Annotated in this window: 20 protein-coding genes; 5 read left to right on the plus strand and 15 right to left on the minus strand. The window is 37.8% G+C overall.

From position 1 onward, the window contains the following. Positions 1-22 precede the first annotated feature (22 nt). Complete coding sequence (locus G593_RS0102290; RefSeq protein ID WP_029730598.1) at positions 23-259, plus strand: helix-turn-helix domain-containing protein; 237 nt, start codon at positions 23-25, stop codon at positions 257-259. On the opposite strand, the gene G593_RS0102295 is transcribed toward G593_RS0102290, so the two are convergent. Continuing rightward, positions 256-1,068: a hypothetical protein gene (locus G593_RS0102295; RefSeq protein WP_029730599.1), complete on the minus strand. Its 813-nt coding sequence runs from the start codon at positions 1,066-1,068 to the stop codon at positions 256-258. The two genes, G593_RS0102290 and G593_RS0102295, sit on opposite strands and share 4 nt — an antisense overlap. A gap of 118 nt (positions 1,069-1,186) precedes the next feature. Beyond that, positions 1,187-2,296: a hypothetical protein gene (locus tag G593_RS0102300; protein ID WP_029730600.1), complete on the minus strand. Its 1,110-nt coding sequence runs from the start codon at positions 2,294-2,296 to the stop codon at positions 1,187-1,189. Between the two features lie 194 nt (positions 2,297-2,490). Here G593_RS0102300 and G593_RS0102305 point away from each other — a divergent pair, with 194 nt between their 5' ends. Further along, positions 2,491-3,699 (plus strand): phosphoribosyltransferase, encoded by a 1,209-nt coding sequence (locus G593_RS0102305; protein WP_029730601.1) that lies wholly within the window; start codon positions 2,491-2,493, stop codon positions 3,697-3,699. A gap of 28 nt (positions 3,700-3,727) precedes the next feature. Next, entirely contained in the window at positions 3,728-4,888 is a 1,161-nt protein-coding gene (locus tag G593_RS0102310; RefSeq protein ID WP_029730602.1) for a DNA-processing protein DprA, read from the plus strand. A gap of 54 nt (positions 4,889-4,942) precedes the next feature. Here the strand turns inward: G593_RS0102310 and G593_RS0102315 are convergent, their stop codons facing one another. Beyond that, entirely contained in the window at positions 4,943-6,145 is a 1,203-nt protein-coding gene (locus tag G593_RS0102315) for a hypothetical protein (protein ID WP_029730603.1), read from the minus strand. Positions 6,146-6,908: 763 nt separating this feature from the next. Here G593_RS0102315 and G593_RS0102325 point away from each other — a divergent pair. Continuing rightward, the gene (locus G593_RS0102325; protein WP_044993925.1) at positions 6,909-7,346 is read left to right on the plus strand and encodes a cupin domain-containing protein; all 438 of its coding nucleotides are present in this window, start codon (positions 6,909-6,911) and stop codon (positions 7,344-7,346) included. A gap of 82 nt (positions 7,347-7,428) precedes the next feature. Here the strand turns inward: G593_RS0102325 and G593_RS0102330 are convergent, their stop codons facing one another. The 6 genes from G593_RS0102330 to G593_RS0102360 form a co-directional block, all read right to left on the minus strand. Continuing rightward, the gene (locus tag G593_RS0102330) at positions 7,429-7,968 is read right to left on the minus strand and encodes a DUF6512 family protein (RefSeq protein WP_255348520.1); all 540 of its coding nucleotides are present in this window, start codon (positions 7,966-7,968) and stop codon (positions 7,429-7,431) included. A 159-nt stretch (positions 7,969-8,127) separates the two neighbouring features. Beyond that, positions 8,128-8,424, minus strand: coding sequence for a hypothetical protein (locus G593_RS0102335; RefSeq protein WP_029730607.1), 297 nt, complete (start codon positions 8,422-8,424; stop codon positions 8,128-8,130). Positions 8,425-8,711: 287 nt separating this feature from the next. Beyond that, on the minus strand, positions 8,712-9,980 hold the full coding sequence (locus tag G593_RS0102345) for a hypothetical protein (protein WP_242827016.1): 1,269 nt from the start codon (positions 9,978-9,980) through the stop codon (positions 8,712-8,714). Further along, positions 9,917-10,705 carry a type II secretion system F family protein gene (locus G593_RS0102350; RefSeq protein ID WP_044993927.1) on the minus strand — a complete coding sequence of 263 codons (789 nt, stop codon included), beginning with the start codon at positions 10,703-10,705 and terminating at the stop codon, positions 9,917-9,919. Before G593_RS0102350 ends, G593_RS0102345 begins: the two co-directional genes overlap by 64 nt. Then, positions 10,620-11,831: a CpaF family protein gene (locus G593_RS0102355; RefSeq protein ID WP_005335003.1), complete on the minus strand. Its 1,212-nt coding sequence runs from the start codon at positions 11,829-11,831 to the stop codon at positions 10,620-10,622. The genes G593_RS0102350 and G593_RS0102355 overlap by 86 nt, the downstream gene beginning before the upstream one ends. Then, positions 11,828-12,745 (minus strand): hypothetical protein, encoded by a 918-nt coding sequence (locus G593_RS0102360; protein WP_029730610.1) that lies wholly within the window; start codon positions 12,743-12,745, stop codon positions 11,828-11,830. The genes G593_RS0102355 and G593_RS0102360 overlap by 4 nt, the downstream gene beginning before the upstream one ends. Before the next feature lie 320 nt (positions 12,746-13,065). On the opposite strand from G593_RS0102360, the gene G593_RS0102365 reads away from it, so the two are divergent. Beyond that, entirely contained in the window at positions 13,066-13,716 is a 651-nt protein-coding gene (locus G593_RS0102365; protein WP_029730611.1) for a 4'-phosphopantetheinyl transferase family protein, read from the plus strand. Here the strand turns inward: G593_RS0102365 and G593_RS0102370 are convergent. From G593_RS0102370 to G593_RS0102395, 6 genes are all read right to left on the minus strand, one after another. Next, positions 13,701-13,910, minus strand: a complete 210-nt coding sequence (locus G593_RS0102370) for a pro-sigmaK processing inhibitor BofA family protein (protein WP_005341864.1) — start codon at positions 13,908-13,910, stop codon at positions 13,701-13,703. The genes G593_RS0102365 and G593_RS0102370 overlap by 16 nt on opposite strands. A gap of 248 nt (positions 13,911-14,158) precedes the next feature. Next, positions 14,159-14,647, minus strand: a complete 489-nt coding sequence (locus G593_RS0102375) for a deoxycytidylate deaminase (RefSeq protein WP_005341865.1) — start codon at positions 14,645-14,647, stop codon at positions 14,159-14,161. Positions 14,648-14,659: 12 nt separating this feature from the next. Then, on the minus strand, positions 14,660-15,289 hold the full coding sequence (upp, locus tag G593_RS0102380; RefSeq protein WP_029730612.1) for a uracil phosphoribosyltransferase: 630 nt from the start codon (positions 15,287-15,289) through the stop codon (positions 14,660-14,662). Positions 15,290-15,376: 87 nt separating this feature from the next. Next, positions 15,377-16,438 (minus strand): L-threonylcarbamoyladenylate synthase, encoded by a 1,062-nt coding sequence (locus G593_RS0102385; protein ID WP_029730613.1) that lies wholly within the window; start codon positions 16,436-16,438, stop codon positions 15,377-15,379. An 80-nt stretch (positions 16,439-16,518) separates the two neighbouring features. Then, on the minus strand, positions 16,519-17,226 hold the full coding sequence (locus G593_RS0102390; RefSeq protein ID WP_005341879.1) for an N-acetylmuramoyl-L-alanine amidase family protein: 708 nt from the start codon (positions 17,224-17,226) through the stop codon (positions 16,519-16,521). A 130-nt stretch (positions 17,227-17,356) separates the two neighbouring features. Beyond that, on the minus strand, positions 17,357-19,519 hold the full coding sequence (locus G593_RS0102395) for a glycosyl hydrolase family 18 protein (RefSeq protein ID WP_029730615.1): 2,163 nt from the start codon (positions 19,517-19,519) through the stop codon (positions 17,357-17,359). Between the last annotated feature and the right edge of the window lie 21 nt (positions 19,520-19,540).

The following is a 19,540-nucleotide window of genomic DNA, read 5'->3' on the forward strand; positions in this document are numbered from 1 at the left end:
TAGAAGACGAGAGGACTCTATGATGCAGAAAATCAGACCAGACATGGATATTGGAAAAAATATCCAAACTATCCGTTATCAGAATAAACTTACCCAAGACCAGGTCATTGCAAAGCTGAACTTGATGGGGATTTCCATGTCCAAAAGTACCTATGCCAAGCTGGAAACCAACCGTATGAACATCAAAGTTTCTGAACTGGTCGCTCTCTCCCAAATTTTCCATACCGATATCAATGCATTCTTTTCCGGGCTTCTCTAGTTCTTAAAATCAATTTTTTTATCATCATTTAGCAAGTGAATAATATATTTCCCACGCAATTCAATGAGAAACTTTATTCGCCTATCCATTTCTGAAATACTTTCTTCATCCTTAAACAAATTATTAAATGATATCAACGTATCAGTTTTTTCAATTTTTTCCCTTTCTAACTCATAAATCAGTTCTTCCCAATTCCTTCCCTCATTATATAGTTTGTATACTTTATCAAATATTCTAGTAAAATATATTTGTTGACAAGTATACGTCATATATTCTCTGAAGGACATTAGCGTATCTACTTCCGTGGGAAACTCTTTCCAATTATCTTGTAAAAATTTTAAAAACCAAGGCCATAGTTCATTTAAATCTTTATGAATATGCTGTAAATTAGGACCATAATTTTTTGAAACTATTGTCTTAGGTACCGGAGCCATATTGCCAATTGTATGATATAATTCTTCAAATTTCAATTTATCACAAGCATAAAACTGTGCTTGCTCATGAGGTTGACAACTTTTAGGATTATGCATGATATCAAACAAAAAGTCTTTTTTTATATTTTTATCTTCAATACTAATTGCTCTTCCGCCTTCTACCATTTCTATGTTTGTGAATTTAATTACTTTTCCAAATAATCTAATAAATATTAGTTGTGAAAGAACTGACTGTTCACAATCTACCATTGAATATTCTGAATCAAAACTATACTTCCAAGCGTTTTCGCTTTTCAAATATTCAGAGCATCCTTTTTCCCATTCCAGCATTTCCTGTTTGCTTCTAGCATATTTTTTATGCTTACAGTAACACATATATTATTATCTCCATTCGATTTATTTTCTCCTACCAATAGCTACAAAGACCTCTCCTATTCCAATACAGATTATGTTTATCATAACATACATTTTTCCCTAAATTCCTAGTAAAATATCATTTTTCCGAAGATTTCTTCTGCAATAATCGTTGAATAGAATATTCTTCTGATAATATTGAGGGTAAATTCTGTTTCCAATTTTGATCTTCAAAATTAGCTAAATTCATAATAAAATTTCCCAATTTAACAGCTGTATCTTCAATGCTACACACACCTCTAATATTTTCATCCACCAAAACGTCCTTTATTAAAGGTGAGAAAAAGTAATTTGATGCTTTATATCTAATCAGCAAATAGAATATTTCCCTTAGTTTTTCTTCTTCGCTTAATTTTTGGAATTGCTTAGCATATTTTTTCATTAATCGATCACCTGTTTTATAAAAAACAGTAATTACTGATTTATTTTTCAATGGGAAAATACATATCAACAAATCTTCAAGTGTTTTATGATTCAGCACATTCACATTTTGCAACTTTGTAAAATCAACATTATGCGATATAGGAATTGAAACCTGTGCAGCAATGGGCACCGTATAATCTAAAATGTTGTGATAAATAATTTTATAATTTCCATACCCGTTCTCAAAACTTCTTTTAGCAAAATCTAAATTTTCTTGAAAATCTCTTATATCAACTTCAACGGTTGGTTCCTCTGTATTCCCAATACTATCAAAAAAAGAAACTATTATCTGATCATCTGTTAACTCTGAATGATTTAAAGTATTTTTGAAACTTCTCAACCTTGAATTAAAAAGTTCATTCAAGTATATTTTTAGCGCCAAAGAATCCACTATCTCTTCCGGTTTCATAGTTAATAGTGCTTTTTCACTTTCATAAATCTTAAATTTTTCTTGATCACATTTTGAGCATATCGAATAAAATACACCTGCTTTATTCGTTCCAACGTATTCTTTATCAGAAAAAGGGGTTCTTAAACCTACATATTCCGCTTTCAAAACATTATAATTTTTTTTATAAAGTCCCTTTATATTCTCAAGACAAAAAAATGGCACTGTATGTGATTTATGAAAAGATTTAGATTGATTTTTTAATTCTTTTCCACATAAGACACAACTCGTTTGATCTTGCTGGTTATTAAATCTTTGATTGATCTTTGATTTAACAATGCTTATTTCTTTATTATTTGGTATTCTAACTTCGTTCATTTTTCCCTCATCCAATTTTAAACTTATTAAACCAATTATACTATAGTTCAAATTCCCTAACAATTGGATTTGAATAAATATGTGCTCTTTTTCCAGTAGAAATGTAAGCTTCTCTATGATCTACATAATTGTCATTTTCAAATCCTATTGTTTATGATAATATAAAATTACTTATTAATGCTCGGAGGAACACTATGGAAAAGATACTGTTTTGTAATCTCGATTTATTAAAAAAAACTTTTGACGGAAATGATAATACAATTCTTCATAGAACACGTAATCAATTTTTAAATTATGCAAATGACTTATGTTCAGATGAGGAAAACCATATCTATTTTATTAGTCGTGACCAGAAATTACTCGATTCTGCTAAAGAATACTTTTCTCCTCAAAAAGGCTATCCGAATTTCAAGTTCCGGTTACGTGAAAAAGCACGTGACTTCGTTATGCAAAATCGTCATCATAATAATTTATTTGTATTTATAGGCGGTAAAGAAGTAGACTTTCACATGGCTGTACATACACGCTCTCTTTTTATTGTTCCTACATGGATACCAGTAGAAGAAAAAGCCGAATTTTACGGTGTACATGTTGATACCCCTGAACAACTTTTTAAATTTATACGCGCACTGAATAACCACGAAAATTGGTATGCACAAGTAGAAATAGAACCAAATGTGACTGCTTTATCACTAATGGATGGTAGATATAAATATAAAGCAAAAACAGAAAATGAACGTGACATGGTAGAGCATTTTGAGCAATTATTAAAATTTGGTCAAAGTAGAAATTACTACGATATCCTTTTGTACCATTTTCTTGCGGGAATGACGAACAGCAAATTATTTGATGATATTGAATTGTTTGGAATGATACCTTCCTCTGATTGCTCCTTAAACAAGGATATCTTCGGTTTTATGCGTCAAACAAGAATTATAAAAGGCAAACATATTCCTCGCAAACTAATATACGGCGAAAACTTATTATTAAGAAAAAATCCCAAACAGAAAGCTCACTTATCATATTCGACTGATCAGCGTGCTATAATGGGCGCTGTAGAAGAATTCAAAACTCTATGTATCAATCCTGATTTCAAAAATAAAATCAATACTTTACGGAAATCAGGAAAATTTAATGTTTGTATATTTGATGACTATATGACACATGGAAATTCTTTTAACGCCGTCCGAAATTTACTGAAACAGTTAGGAGCTAACAAAATCATCTTTGTCTCTTTAGGAAACTTCGGAAAGCCATTTCAAAAAAGAGATTATGCAATTAACGGAGATGTCTATAATATTGGTTATACTTACAATATGATTAATTCCAGTATTAAATCTCTTAGTTATAATGATACGGCTAAAGACGAAGTTTCAGAATTATATGAAATTTTTAATTCATAATATTATATTAGAATAGGAAGTATTAACTGTGGAAAAATATTATATTGCTCTATATAAATTAGGTATTAAAAATGAATTACTTCTAAAAGCAATAACTGAATATGACTCTGATTTTATAATCCATTTATTTGAGGGGAATACCGATATTTTTCTTACTAATATAGAATGGTTAGAGTACAAAAATATCTTTGAAGATCATTCTTCCCTTCTTAATGCATTAGAAGCTGCCGAAACTATTTTACAAATTAATAAGCAAAACGAAATCCATACTGCCTTATACGCAACAATGAATTATCCTCATAATCTTATGAGCATGGATAATCCTCCTGCCATTGTATATTATAAGGGTGCAAATCCTAATAGAAATTTCGAAAAGGCTATCGCTTGCATTGGAACAAGAAAACCTACCCGCTTTGGCTTCAATGCTATTAATTATTTAATCCCCCAATGGGTAAATGAAGGATTTGCAATCATATCTGGTTTAGCTGCTGGAGTTGATCGATTAGCACATATAGCATGTTTAGCTGAGGGTGGTAAAACAATTGCTGTTCTTGCCCATGGTCTCGATATGATCTATCCTGCCTCTAATAGAAAATTGGCTGAAAAAATATTGTTATGTGATGGAACATTACTTTCCGAATACCCTGTTGGAACAAAACCTGATAAGTTTAGATTCGTCAATAGAAATCGTCTTATTGTTGGACTTTCCAAAGTAACTGTAGCAATGGAATGTGAAAGAAAAAGTGGATCTATGCATACAATTGAGTTCGCTCAAAAGCAAAATTGTCCTATTTTCTGTCCCGATCCAGGAGACAATCCAAAAGAAACTCAATCTGGGTTAAAATATATATTAGACAATAACATTGGCTCTTTAATTAAAAATGGATTAGATTATCAAAATGTTATTATTTCTGCTGGATATAATATTGAACACCCTTCAATGAATGCTAAATATATAAAAGAACAATATTTGAAGGCATTAATTGCTGGTATAGAGGACGATCTCATAATCAAATCTATTTTTGAAAAAATAGGTTTAAATTATACTTCCGATTGTTCTTGTCTAATTAATCTAAATAACTATTTATTGGATTTTATTCAAAATACCGGATACCCTATCCAAACAATAATTGATTTATTCATAGAAAACATCATTTCAACATATAATCCAAACGAGAAAGAGAGCTAACGCCCTCTTTCTCGCTTGGAATTTAATTATTGTAATTTCCAAATATACCTTTTACTATTTAGTAATATTTTTACAAATAATTAGTTTCTCTTCTTGTGAAAATTCTCTAGTAAAGTTTTTTCTTCTTTTCTTATACAATTCAAAAAAAGTTACATTCTCTTGAAACTTTTGATATTTTACTAAAATACAAATCACAACAACAAATGTCACGATAAGAGAAATCACAAATGGAACAAGCATATTTCCGAGTTTATTATAACTTCCCAGTAAAATAAATTTTTTTATAAATCTGTACAATAGTGAAAACACTATACCGTATGTTAATAAACCAAATTTTAAATAACCTAAAATACAGCTTTGATACATTTCAAAATATTCAGCATTAAATGGTTGTCCACTATTCTTTAAAAATACCTTTTTCCTTTGATAATGACTTGCGACAACCTCAATACCTATTTCAATGACTATGAAATAAATTACCTCTCTAACAAATTCCTCTGCCAAACTATAAACTATCGCAGTTGTGAATAAAGCAACTATAAATACTATTAAAAACATTATTCTGATACCAAGCTTACTTTCGTTTAAAACTTGGCTCTTTGACTCTTTATTTTCTTTATTAATATTTTTACACCATGATAATTCTCGGAGAATAGTTTCTTTTCCCATTTTATCTTTTTGCTCTATTTCTATACGTTTGTCAAATAACTCTTTCATCTTAATTTGCAAATCTTGATCTATCTCTGTTTTTTCAGCTTCTTTCTTTACTTCTAAATTAACTCTCTCCCATTCTAGTTTTAAATATATTTGAGAATAAAACAAAAGAAGTTTTATATTGTCATCAAACTGTTTTTCCCAATTGTCATACATATCTCTTTCTTCACTCACAGATAATAACATCACTAATTTATCCATAGTTAATATTATTTTTTCATCTAATGTTCCTGTAAAGTTTAGATAAAGCTTTAGTTTCATTAAATGCTGATTCAATATTCTTCCCTCTTCTGAAGGAATTTTTTTGTTATAAAGAGCATATTTATCTTTCATTTCCAACATCAAAGCTATCATTTCTGAGATTTCATTTCTCACTTCATGTATCCAGTCCATTCTTTTGTCTGTAACATATTGTAACGATTGTCCTTTTTGATTAAATTCCTTTAGATATTTATTAGTTTTCCTATATTGGATATAATTTGCACCAACTACTACTGTTGATGCGAACGCGGCAATTAACGCCGATACTATTGTTGGGGACATTTATATTTTCTACCTCCTTACTTTATTCTAAATTTTCTCATATTTAATAGAAATCTGCAATATGAATATAAATTCCACAAATTAGCTCTAAGCGGGAAATCTTTTCTATAAACAAATTTAGTCTTAAATGCAATCTGATGACAATGACACCATTCTTGAATTTGTTTCATCCTCATGGCCTCCCCTGCATCAACCCTATTTATCAAACATTGCCTCTTAAAATCATCTATCTCTGTCTTAAAAAACAAATAAAACAGCACATTATAATATCTAATCAACACAATCTCTTCTGTCATTTTTTCCTTTGACCTCATACACATTTTCCACCTTCCACTGTATATCCAGTTCTATTTATCTACATATTTTTACTCTATACACCCTATACCCACCCCATAATAGGGGGTTAATATTCCCACTATAAATTTAGCCCCTTGTCCTATACCCCTTAACACACGCTTGTTCTTCCTCATACGCACTCTGTGTAAACTGTTTTTTCTGTGCATTTATCGTACTTTTTCAGCTTCTTTATATATACAAAAGCAGTAGACTCAAATTGCAGCCAACTGCCTTGATTATTTTCTTCTTTAATTTTTTATAATAGTAGATTTCCAATTACTGCTTCCCCATTCGACTCAGCTTGCTCAGTTCCTGCTTAAGGATATCTTCCTCGGTATGTATCGTATGGAAGATGACAGCTTACATTGTATCCAAAGGAGTGAAAGACACATATACTAATACTGACACTATGGTAAGAGGTATCGTTATGCGAAATTACAATCTGGGTGAACATCCCAAGATCCGTGACTACGGCTCTGAACCGTTTATTTTTAATATCAGACACGCAACCAATATGAATCATAACTTCCGCACGACACTTTGGACGGGGCAGGATATGCAGTTGACTTTGATGTGCATACCTGCATGTGGTGACATCGGTGTAGAAATGCACCCCAACGTAGACCAATTCATTCGAGTAGAGAGTGGCAAAGCCAAAGTTTATATGGGTAGTTGCCGAAATCATTTGCAAGAACAGGCGTGCGTGGACGAAAATTTTGCAATTCTTATCCCCGCAGGTACGTGGCACAATATCGTCAATGTAGGAGTTTGTCCGTTAAAACTCTATTCGCTCTACGCTCCGCCTCAGCATCCTTATGGTACGGTGCATCGCACGAAAAAAGATGCTGAACACGAAGAACATTGATGCCATATGCATTCATTAGAATTGACGAATACAGTAACAACGCTTAACATTAAGAAGAACACGCTAAAATTTGTAACAAACATTAAAAACCATATGTTTTACTGACAGGATCCTGAAAAAACGGAATCTCTGGCGGATAAAAGGTAAATACAAAGAATACAAAGCCGATAATGCTAAGCATTACAAAGGCATATTCCGAAGGAATTCTGCACGTTTTGTTTCCCTGAAACATTTTTGTCTCTACTAAATACACCAATCCTGCCACTCCAAAAAAAATAACAATATTAAACCAATCCAGGGACTCCCCTATGATACCCGTGTAGGTGTAATATAGTGTGGGGATTAGTGCCATACCTGTTAATATACCTTTCAGTTTTATACACCAAAATCTGGCGTATTGCTTACCCCAAAAACTGTATTCAAAGAGAGCATATACAAGCATGGGAAAAAACAATAGTTTTATGTGTTCCCATATCGATTCATTCACTGGGGAAACAAATGCCGCTACGATGCTTTCATTTGTCCAAATAAAAAGAAAATGAAAAGCCGTTCCTATAATAACAGTAAAAGCAAAGCCTGCAATCTGCCAGTTGATAATTTTTTTCATATACCAGTACCTCATATATATTTTCTACAAACTAGTATATGTCTTTTACGCCAAAAACTTTCTACCCCAAAAATGAACCTCCGAACAAAATGAAGTGACCCCAAAAAGGGGTTCACTTCAAAAGAGTGTGTGCTATTTTCTGTAATATTTTACAAGTGGTCACTCGCCTTAAAATTATCTTCTTTTCTTCTTAACTTCCAAATGAAATCGGAGAAACGAATATAAGTTCCATAAATTTGCTGTTACCGAAAAATCCTTCCGGTATATAAATTTCATATCCACTGGTATCTGATGTTGCTCACACCATATGTAAATGTCTTTCATCAGCAGTACTTCTCCAGAATCTATACGATTGATCAAAATATTTTTCTTATATTCATCTAAGCCAATTCTAAATATTAAATGGAATAAAACATTATAATATTGAATCAACACAACTTCTCTGTTAGCTATTTCTCCCATATACCTCATACACATTTTCCACCTTTCCATGTGTTTATCGTTTTATTTATCCACATATTTTTACTCTATACACCTTATACCCACCCTATAATAGGTGGTTAATATTCCGACCAAAATTAAGATAATTTCCACAACTCCGACTCCGTCTTTGTTTTCCAATATTTCTCTCACTCTGTGTTTTAAATACCAGACTCTCCACATAATTAATCCTCCCGCTTTCTCTATTCTTGCTTCTCTACACCCGCTTTTCTATTCCGTCATATCTTCTGTGACATATTTTTATATTTTTACAATGCCTACATTTGTACGGTAAAAAATGCCGGGACTACAACAATCACAAGCACCTCTGCCAGCATCAGAAACATCGGAAGTAACAGCTTTGTTCCTGCTTCTTCCCCGAGCCGTCTTGCTCTTGCTTTTCGCTCTTCAAAAGACTGGATTGCTTCCAGCCGAAGCAGGTTATTTAGACCTTTTGTACCTTTTCTCAGGTTTTGTGACAGCAATGCACCAAATCTCATATATTCCTGTGTCCCGCATCTTCTTCCGAATTTCTCATAACATTCTGCTTCCGGAACACCGCCATCCATCTGTCGGCATGTATACTTCATTTCTTCATAAACTGCACGCTTCCCTTGCTGCTTTATCCGCGAATCGTAATCATTTACAATCTTTCTCCATGCTTTGCGGACCGTCATTCCTGCTCCTAAAAGTAATGTCAGCTTACTGATGACTTCCGGATAATCCAGACACATCTGTTTTTGTCTTGCCTGTTTTTCTTTTATCTCGTTCTGCTTGTCCAGCGCAAAAAACAGCACGGAAATCACAACTGCAGCCGCCATAATTACTGCACCTCTCCAGTTCATTACCGTATAAAAATGTATTTCCTGTCCGTCCACCTGTTTCGGCAATGTTAACGTCCCGGATTCTCTGGTATCCTGATCTTTTTCTGCCACTGTCCGGCGCACCTTTTCTAATAACGCTCCATCACTTCCGGTCATTCGTGGATAGACCATTGCCATACATTCATACAGTACCTGTTTTTCTACATCTTCCCGATACGTCAATATGGCTGTCAGCTTCACCGGTGTCCCTTCACTTACAAGCTTATCTTCCTTTAATTTTCCGTAAATATTGATCACATCATAGCGGTCAAGCTTCCATGTAACATCGATCGGCTTTCCTGGAATCTCGGTCAGAAGATTCAAATCCCGGTCCACATGATCCAGACTTATATTCTCCGCCAGAATCAACGAATCTATTTTCTTTACCGCCTGCTTTAATACCTGACTGATTTCCTGTTCTCCATAGACCTGCTCTGTTACTTCGATCGGAATTTCCCCCAATACCCGGTCTTTTCCCTCTACACGCAGTTCTTCCGTCTTCTTCCCTTTGCCATAAGTTTTTCTTGTGATCTCCTCTACATTTTTTCTGTAGGCACCATTGTAATCCCAGATAAAAGCTGCAACGCCCACCGAAAACACCACTAACATGATCCCGATACTCAGACTTCGATCTCGATGATCTTTCGTCCAAGCCCGTATGCGCCCAAATATATGATCAGACATCCTGTCATCACTCCTCTTCCTGCTATATTTCCGTAAAGATTTCCCATAAATTCCGGAAAACTGACAGTCATATAAAGTACAATTCCAAAAGGAATGACCGACATCACCTGAAATTCATATTTTTTCGCCGCCAGCATTGTATCAATTTCCCGTTTTACATCAATTTTGTCTCCAATCTGATTCGCTGTATTGCGGATAATAGACATCAGATTTCCTCCGCTTCTCTTGGCCGTGACAAAGACTCCGGCAAAGCTTTCCACATCTGGAAGCTTTGTTCTCTCGGACAGTTCTTCTACTGCCTGTTCCACCGGTACCTGTACCCGGATCTGCCTGACCATGATTTCCAGCTCACGTAGAATTGCCGCATCATCAGAGTAAAAAACCTGCATCTCTTTCAGGCTCTCTTTCACTGCATTTTCCACAGAATATCCTGTATTCAGTAAAGAGGAAAATGTCTGTATCAGTTCTTTGAACTGTACTAGAAATTCCTGTTCTTTTCGCTTAATGCATTCGTCCAGAAGCTGTATGTAATACCACACGCCTGCCGGAATCAACAATATAACTGCCACCCATGAGCGATAATATATCCATGCCGTTCCTGTCACAATCATGATGACCTTCAAGATCATTTTTACATATTCACACTTCTTTATATCCTGCTGCCAGTAACTTCTGTGTATGAACCAGGTCGTCCATTTTTCTCCAAGTTCCCTGAATTTTCCCATCCTTTTCTCCTGTCTCTTCGAATCTGTACAGTGGACTCACCAGAATCTCACCGTCCTGATAATCCAGGATTTCTGAAACCTCCAGTACTTTACGGCTTTTATCTCTGAGTCTTCCAAGATGCACAATAATGTCGATTCCTGATGCGATCTGTCTCTGAACTGCCCCCAAAGGAAGATCCATTCCCATCAGCACCATGCTCTCCAGCCTAGAAAGCATATCCTTAGGACTATTGGCATGACCGGTACTAAGACTTCCATCATGACCGGTATTAAGTGCCTGCAGCATATCAATTGCTTCGGCTCCGCGAACTTCCCCGACAATGATGCGATTTGGTCTCATCCGAAGCGCCGTCCGAATTAATTCGCGTATAGTAATCTCACCTGTTCCCTCAAGATTGGCGCATCTCGCCTCAAGAGTTACCAGGTTTGGAATATCCAGAATCCGTAGTTCTGCGTTGTCCTCAATTGTAATGATTCTTTCATCCTTTGGTATGTATTGCGATAAAGCATTCAGGAATGTGGTCTTGCCTGATCCGGTTCCTCCACTGATGAATATGTTGTAGCCTGCCCTAACAAGCTTTACCAGAAATTCTTTTACTTCCCGGCAGATAGAACCCCACCGGATCAACTGTTTCATTGTAATTGCTTCTTTTGGAAATTTTCTTATGGTTACTATGGGCCCATTTAAAGCGATGGGCCCCAGTACCACATTTACTCTCGACCCGTCCGGAAGTCTTGCGTCCACGATTGGAGATGCTTCATTTACGATTCGATTGGATCCTGCAACAATCTGTTGAATGACATCTTCCAGCTTCTCCCGCGAAACAAACCTTTTCCCGGATCTAATCAGTTTTCCTTCCTTCTCCAGAAATATATTCTCAGTCCCGTTAATCATAATCTCCGTGATCTTATCATCTTCCAGAAATTCCTGAAGAAGATCAAATTTCCGGAATGCATTAAATAATTCTCTGCCAAGCTCCGCCTTTTTCCCAAGCGGTATATATTCTCTGCCGGATGCCTCGTCCAGCACGCGGTGAATCAACTCCGTCAGCTCCTCATCCGGAATATCTCTGGACAGATCCAGTTCCTCCAGAATCCTCGCATGAAGCTGTTCCGCCTGTATCATGTGCGTTGCTCCTTTCGTATGATCTTACGTCTGACATCCTCGTAGCCCAGAAGTTCCAGTTCTGCCTCGAACTGCTCCACCTTCGCCTCTGCGACCGGCTCATCAATCGTAAGCATGTGAATCTCATTACAGATCCGAAGCACCCGGTAAATGTCCCGAACGCCTTCATCCATATCCAGAATCACGATTTCATAAATACTTTGTTCTATAATTTTCTGTATCAGCCTGATCCACTCTTCCGAGTCAATCTCCTTAATGTCTTCGGATACAGGCATCGGTACTATATAATCCAGATTTTCCGAGTGTCTCACAATAGTTGTAAGTACCGTTCCGATATTGCTCTGTTCCTGCCTTGCATAGTACAGGACATCTGCCAGTGTCTGTGTTCCTTCCGGAAAATGTCCACCTTCTCCACCGTAAGTTTCCATTCCCAGATACAATACATTTGCCTCCTTTGCCAGTTTTCTTCCAAGCCGGATTGCATAGGTTGTCTTTCCAATTCTTCTCACCGGAGAATATACCGCAATTACTCTGCAGTTCTTTTTACCGGTAATCTTTAAAAATATCTGCTTCTCGTCTCCTGATATGCTGCACTGACGAATCATTTCCGCCAGGATCTGATCTCCCGGCTGGTATTTGTAGATCGGCACCTCCCGGTTTTCCAACGCCACCTCTCTTTCTGGTGCGATTACAAATACCATACCGGCTTTTACCTGTTTTCTGGAATCTTCCGGATACTCCGAAGATATGAACAGAAAATCGATCTTCTCTTTCTCCTGTATAGCCAATACATAAGAAAGATCACTGCATGTCCTGACACGGACCGCCAATTCTTTCTGTCTTGTAAGATACTGTGCAAACGCGGAAGCAAATTTTGTCTCTGGATCACAGATTACCAGATTTTTGCTCTCCACATATTATCCCTCCTCTTCTTGTGTGTTCTCTCGTTATCTTCTTAGGAATTCATGACCGGAATAAATGGTCGAATAACATTGAATTACTTTGAATAACTTGAATGGTTATGTCTTGCCAACTAGAATATAACAATCAGATGTCTTGGATTATAGACAGGCTTTCCCCTTTTGTCTATCCCTTTTTTAGAAAATGTAAAACTTTGTGCAACATAGATAGATTTGTTTTTATCAATCATTGAAAATCATCTGGAAACAGTTATAATATATCCATAGAATTTTAAAACTTACCGACTTTATCTCACTGGAAAGGAGTCCATATTATGGAGTTCAAATTCTTAAAATTACGCGATTTACAAGGTAAAACTCCTTCATTTCCTGCTGCAGGCGAAGTACACATTATCTATGTGCCGGAACCGGATGACAGCAACTTGCACAAAGCAGGTGCCGGGCGTGCCATGATCAGAGAAATCCTTTCTTATTATCTGTGTATTGACAAAGGTCTGGTATGCCTGCATGAATCCAGGCATGGCAAACCCTATCTTGCCTCTCCAGCAATCGGACGGAATCTTTATTTTAATATTTCTCATACCGAAGGCTACCTTGCATTTGCAATGTCAACCTCTACACCACTAGGTATTGATATTGAAAAAGTTGACAGAAATGTCAGACTTCAATCGCTGATGGGACGTTTTTTTCACGCGGAGGAAATTAAAAAATTTCTTGATTACTCTGACGAAGAGCGTGTAAAACATTTTATCCATTATTGGACTTTAAAAGAATCCTTCGTAAAGGGACTTGGAACGGGTATGACAACTTCTTTCACTTCTTTTTATCTTACGAAGGAATCCGAACGTACATTTTACGTCACTCCGGATAAAAAAGACCTCCAGGACGAATATTCATCCTGGAGAATCACTTCCATTCTTGCTCCCAAAGGGTTTATCTGCAGTGTTGCTTACCGGCTCTCATAAAAGGCCACACCATATAGCAGGGCAACCCCCGGGACTCCTAATGTTCCGGAGGCGGCCATTGTTATTGGATTCAGCCCCACCCTTACCGGAATCTCTTTTGACACGAAGAATCCATTTATCACAAGAATCAACATCACCCCGACTGCCATACGGATCAGAAAATTTATCATAAAATTCGAACATCTCTGTGACATATCCAAGCCTCCTTCTATTTTCATATATATCCTTGTTAAGCTTACCATATGACATATTTTAAAATATCCCCGTCTGATTTTTGTTCAGAAATACTGTTTCATTTCATAGGTTTAATCTTAAAAATCAGTATTATTTATATAGCATACTATTTTTATCCCACATATTTTTCTATTTAAAAAAGAGGATCTCCTCCCGGAAATCCTCTCATCTGCTTCTCTATTCTGCCGATTTTTTAAGAATATCTAATTTACAATTCAATCTCTATCTTGCGATCCGATCTCTTGTATTGGTGATAAGCCACTCCTGCTGCATCGAACATACGCATAGATGCCTGTACAGCTGTGCTTCCATCATATTTGTTACAGTCGTAGATAACTTCTTTGATTCCACTTTGAATGATTGCTTTTGCACACTCATTACATGGGAAAAGAGACACATAGAGCTTTGCTCCTTCCAGACTTCCTCCACGGAAATTCAGAATCGCATTCAGTTCACTGTGTACTGTATAGACATATTTTGTCTTTAATGGATTTTCTCCTTCTCTCACCCACGGGAACTCATCATCTGAGCAGCCCTTCGGCAGTCCATTATATCCCATAGATAAAATCTTATTATCCTGACTGACAATACAGCACCCAACCTGAGTATTCGGGTCTTTGGATCTAAGTCCGGATAGCTTTGCTACTCCCATAAAATACTCATCCCAGTTGATATAGTCTTTACGTTTATCACTCACTGCTGCTTCCTCCTATTTCGTTCCGAAAATACGATCTCCAGCATCACCAAGTCCCGGAATAATATACTTATGCTCGTTGAGTTTTTCATCCAGAGCACCGATATAAATATCTACATCCGGATGCTCTTTCTGCATACGTTCTACGCCTTCCGGAGCTGCTATAATGCACATGAAACGAATATGTTTCACACCTTTTTCCTTCAACATCTGAATTGCTGCTACGCTTGAACCTCCTGTTGCCAGCATAGGATCCACAACAAATACTTCCCTCTCATCACAGTCTGCCGGAAGCTTACAATAATATTCCACTGGTTCATACGTTTCCGGATCTCTGTAAAGACCGATATGACCTACTTTTGCAGCCGGGATCATGCTCAGCATTCCATCGACCATTCCCAGTCCTGCACGTAAGATCGGTACAACTGCCAATTTCTTCCCACTTAATTCTTTTCCAACCATCTTACAGATTGGTGTCTCGATCTCTACATCCTGTAATTTCAGATCTCTTGTTGCCTCATAACACATAAGAGCCGCAATCTCCCCAACAATCTCACGGAACTCCTTTGAACCAACTTCTTTTCTGCGGATATAATTCACTTTGTGCTGGATCAGCGGATGATCCATAACCTGTACTTTAGACATGTTTTTCTCCTCCATCTCATGACATGTTTATCAGATTTTTTAATATCCGGCACACATCTGATTTGATCTGCACCACATAAAGAGCCATCAGGCATCTATCACATGATGTCCTGCTGCCTTTAGCAATCGATTCATAATTGCACTGCCGATTCCTCCGGCTGCAAATGATTCACTATATATATACTCTACTTCAGCATCATCGAACTCGCGCAATACCGCATACAAATGATTGGCGATAGTTGCTTCGTCTGCCCTTGTTCCTATGCTTTTCACTACGTCTGCCTTGTATCGGCCTACAGTCTCTTGTGTTCCGATTACACCGACTCTGTGTCCTTTAGCCATACGCTCTGCAGACATCTGGTTGATCGCATCGATCACAAGTTCCATCGGTCCTTCCACAATACTAAGATCCGCTTTCGGAGCATAATGTCGATACTTCATCCCCGGAGCTTTCGGTTTCACTTTGCTGTCCGGCGCGATCAATGTTCTGTCAATGTCTACTTCACCGATAAGTTCTGTGAGCATCTCCTTTGTAATCGCACCAGGGCGTAAAATCATAGGCGGTGTTACGGTCATATCCAGAATGGTAGATTCAACTCCGATATCTACTGCTCCTCCATCTAAAATCATCTCGATCTTACCGCTTAAATCTTCTTCTACATGCTCAGCTTTCGTCGGGCTCGGACGTCCTGAAGTATTTGCGCTTGGCGCAGCAATATACCCGCCGCCCGCATCGATCAAAGCTCTTGCGATCTCATCACTTGGCATACGTACTGCAACTGTATCCAGGCCTCCTGTTGTCTCATATGGCACTTCCTCTGTCTTCTGGAAAATCATTGTAAGCGGTCCCGGCCAGCAAGCATCAGCCACTTTATAAGCAACTTCCGGAATAATATCTGCAATCTTATCCAGTGCTCCCATATTCGTAATATGCACGATCAGAGGATTATCCGAAGGTCTGCCCTTTGCCGCATAAATCTTGGTTGAAGCGGTCTTATTCAAAGCATCAGCACCGAGACCATATACTGTTTCCGTTGGAAACGCTACCAGTCCACCTTCTTTTAAAAAGTCTCCGGCCTGACCAATAATCTTCTTTCCTTCCTCTGTATTAAGTTGTTCTTTTGTAATTTTTTCTACTATTGTCTTCATGTTTGTTATTATACTACACCTGTTATCACTTTCCAAATATTTTTTCGAACCAAATCACGTCTGTCTGGCGATTTATCGTTCTATGTACCATCGGCAGCATTTTTCAGATACTCGTCAATTCCTGTTGCGATTGCCTTGGCAATTTTTTTCTGATAATCTTTTCCCGCCAGAAGCTCTGCTTCTTGTTGGTTGCTCAGGAAACCACACTCTACGATGATTGTCGGCACCTGAGTCCTCCTGAGCAGATAATATGTATCATTGGCCTTTTCCTGCCTCGTATTCTCACTGTCCGCGCCAAGGAGCGCCTGCTGCATCAGCTTTGCCGCTGTATGCCCTTCTACTGAATGGGAATAATAAAATACCTGTGCACCATGTATTTCCTCTTCGTGATAACTATTCTGATGAATGCTGACCGCAAGCCCCGGAGCCTTTTCATTTATCAGATCAACTCTCGCTTTCATATCCTTTATTTTGGAATTTCCGGAAGTTTCTCCTGCGAGCATCTGATCTTTTTCCCTGGTCATAACAACTTGATAACCTTTATTCTTCAGTTCTTTTTCCACTTGTTTTGAAATCTTAAGGTTGATATCTTTTTCCAGGACTTCATTGATACCAACCTTTCCCGGATCACTTCCCCCGTGACCACTATCTATAACAACAAGATCCATCTTCCTCTCTTGTTCACTTTTCACCTGATCCGATTGTACATATTTTTCCAGATTTCGGCTGACGGTATAGATTCCTGCCAGCGCCAGAAGTAATACTAACAATTCAATTTTCTTGCGCACTTCCTGAAACCTCCAAAACTTCGTATATTTCACCAAAGCACCTGTTTGTTTCAGTATATGAATTTTCCCATCTGTTCATTCAAAAAAAGAAAGACCAGAAAGTAATCTCACTCTCTGATCTTTCATCACTCTAATTTACATACTTCAAAATCAAATTCCAGATATCTGAACTTTCCTGTCCTAATGCCCATGCGGCAGTACCTGCAAGCTTATTCTCCTTCATGAGTTGAAGCTTCGGCTCAATCGAGGTTGCATCCTCCAGCCAGATTTCATATGTTACACCGTCAGCTTCCCAGGTCGCATAATTATTCCCGGTTGTTTCATCTAATGTTGTTTCTGCACCTGCCTGGCTGATCTTATCTCTGGCTGCAGACATTCCCAGTGCTTCACTTGTCACCTTCATCGGATAATCTGCTGCTTCTGTTCCTGCCTCCTGATTCAGTTCTTCCTGTGTTTTCGGCGTTTCCGACCACAGTCTTGTAAAGAACGGAATCCCACTGATCACTTTCTCTGCCGGTACTTCTTTGATCGTCTCCTCAATTCCTTCTTTTACAAATTCATAAGAAGATACTGAACCTGCTTCCAGTGAACTTCCATTATGCTCATCATATCCCATAATAATGACATAGTCTGCCATAACGCCCTGTTCTTTGCGATTGTACTGTTGATTATATCCCTTAGGAACATAATTATCCACCGAAAGTACGATACCATTTTGTCTGCATTTTACAGACAGTTCTCTGATAAATTGTATATAATGAACTCCACAATCTTTTGAAATCTTTTCAAAATCTACATTGATGCCGTCTATTCCGACCTGCATCACCGCTCCTATCAATTGATTGATAAGATTCTCTCTTCTCGAGCTATAGCTGAGTAATTGAAGTGATTCATCATTGGATCCGATTCCCCCATCGAAATCCCTGATAGCGGCCCACACTTCCAGGCCTGCCTGATGTGCATAATTTACATAATCTGTTGAAGCAATTGATTCAAGATTCCCTTCTGTATCTTTCACATGGAACCATGTCGGCACAATTGTCGTTAACCCTTTACTATCTGCAAGTCTCTGCTGCAAACCGCTATTGGCGGTACTGTTGGTTACATTATGCCATGCCATATTAATGGTATAATCTTTCTTGATACTGGTGTATTCCGGTTCCGTAAAATCGCGAGTAACATTCTTAGTTTTTTCATTCTTCAATGCATTTTTCTTCACATATCCGATATACCCGTCTTTTGTAAGAATCTTTTTCCAGTTCTGTTCATTCTCCAGAACAATCACTTCATCTTTTTTATTCACATCTGTCACGATTGGGCTCTTAACCCCGCCGCGATATCGAACCTGTGTATCTGACTTCACTGTTGCAACCTGTTTCTTTCCCCAGTCACAAGTAATCATCACCCGGTTCGGACTATCATATACTTCATAATCTATATTCGTATATTGCTGAATAAAATCTAATGCGACATAAGTTGTGTTTCCTTCTGTCTTCAGGATAACATAATCTTCACTTTTCTTTTCTTTGGAAACACTGTAATCTTTGCTTCCGATTTCCACAGTTACAATATCTGTCGGCAGTGTGTACAAAAGCTTGTTCTCATTGGCATCCCAGTAAAAACGGCTGTTGATATAATCTCTTACAACTTCATATTGCACATACGCTTTCCCATCCGATATCATTCCGTGAGGTTCCACAATCTGATCATCTACCGTAATAGCCATCTGACTATCGTTTTCAATTCCATAATATTTTTTTACATCCATCCGTTCCTTTGACGGACTGTACTTCTTCCACAGAAATGCTCCTGCAATTGCGGCTATCCCAAGTATGATCAATAATAGGATCATCAATCCTACACGTCTTTTTCGCTTGCGTTTTGTCTGCGCTTTTCTTGCCGCCGGCCGTGCCGCCTGCTTTTTCTGATTCTTAGAGACCTTTTCTGCCTTCTGCGGTCTCTTCTTCGGTCTCTCCTGACCATCTTCTGATATCGGACATCTCTTCTTCGGTCTCTCCTGACCGTCTTCCGATACCGCCGGTCTTTTTCTCACCTTAGATTTTCCCGCTGACGATCCTGCATTTCTCGCTCTGCGGCGTTCTCTATCTTCTACGGCTGCCTTTCCTGACAAAGTTTCCGCATTCTCCCGACTTGCTTGTCCTCTCGCTCCGCCCTCAGTCTCCGTGCGGCCGGATGACTCCTGGCGTCGCTGATTCTGCAGATTGCTGGCGCTTTTTGCCCACTCCGCTTTTTTTCGCGGATCTGTGGTTCTCTTGATTTCCTTTTCGTCCATGCTGCACCTCCTACTCGCTAT

This window comes from Dorea sp. AGR2135, from assembly GCF_000420885.1.
Classification (GTDB): Bacteria; Bacillota; Clostridia; order Lachnospirales; family Lachnospiraceae; genus Dorea; species Dorea formicigenerans.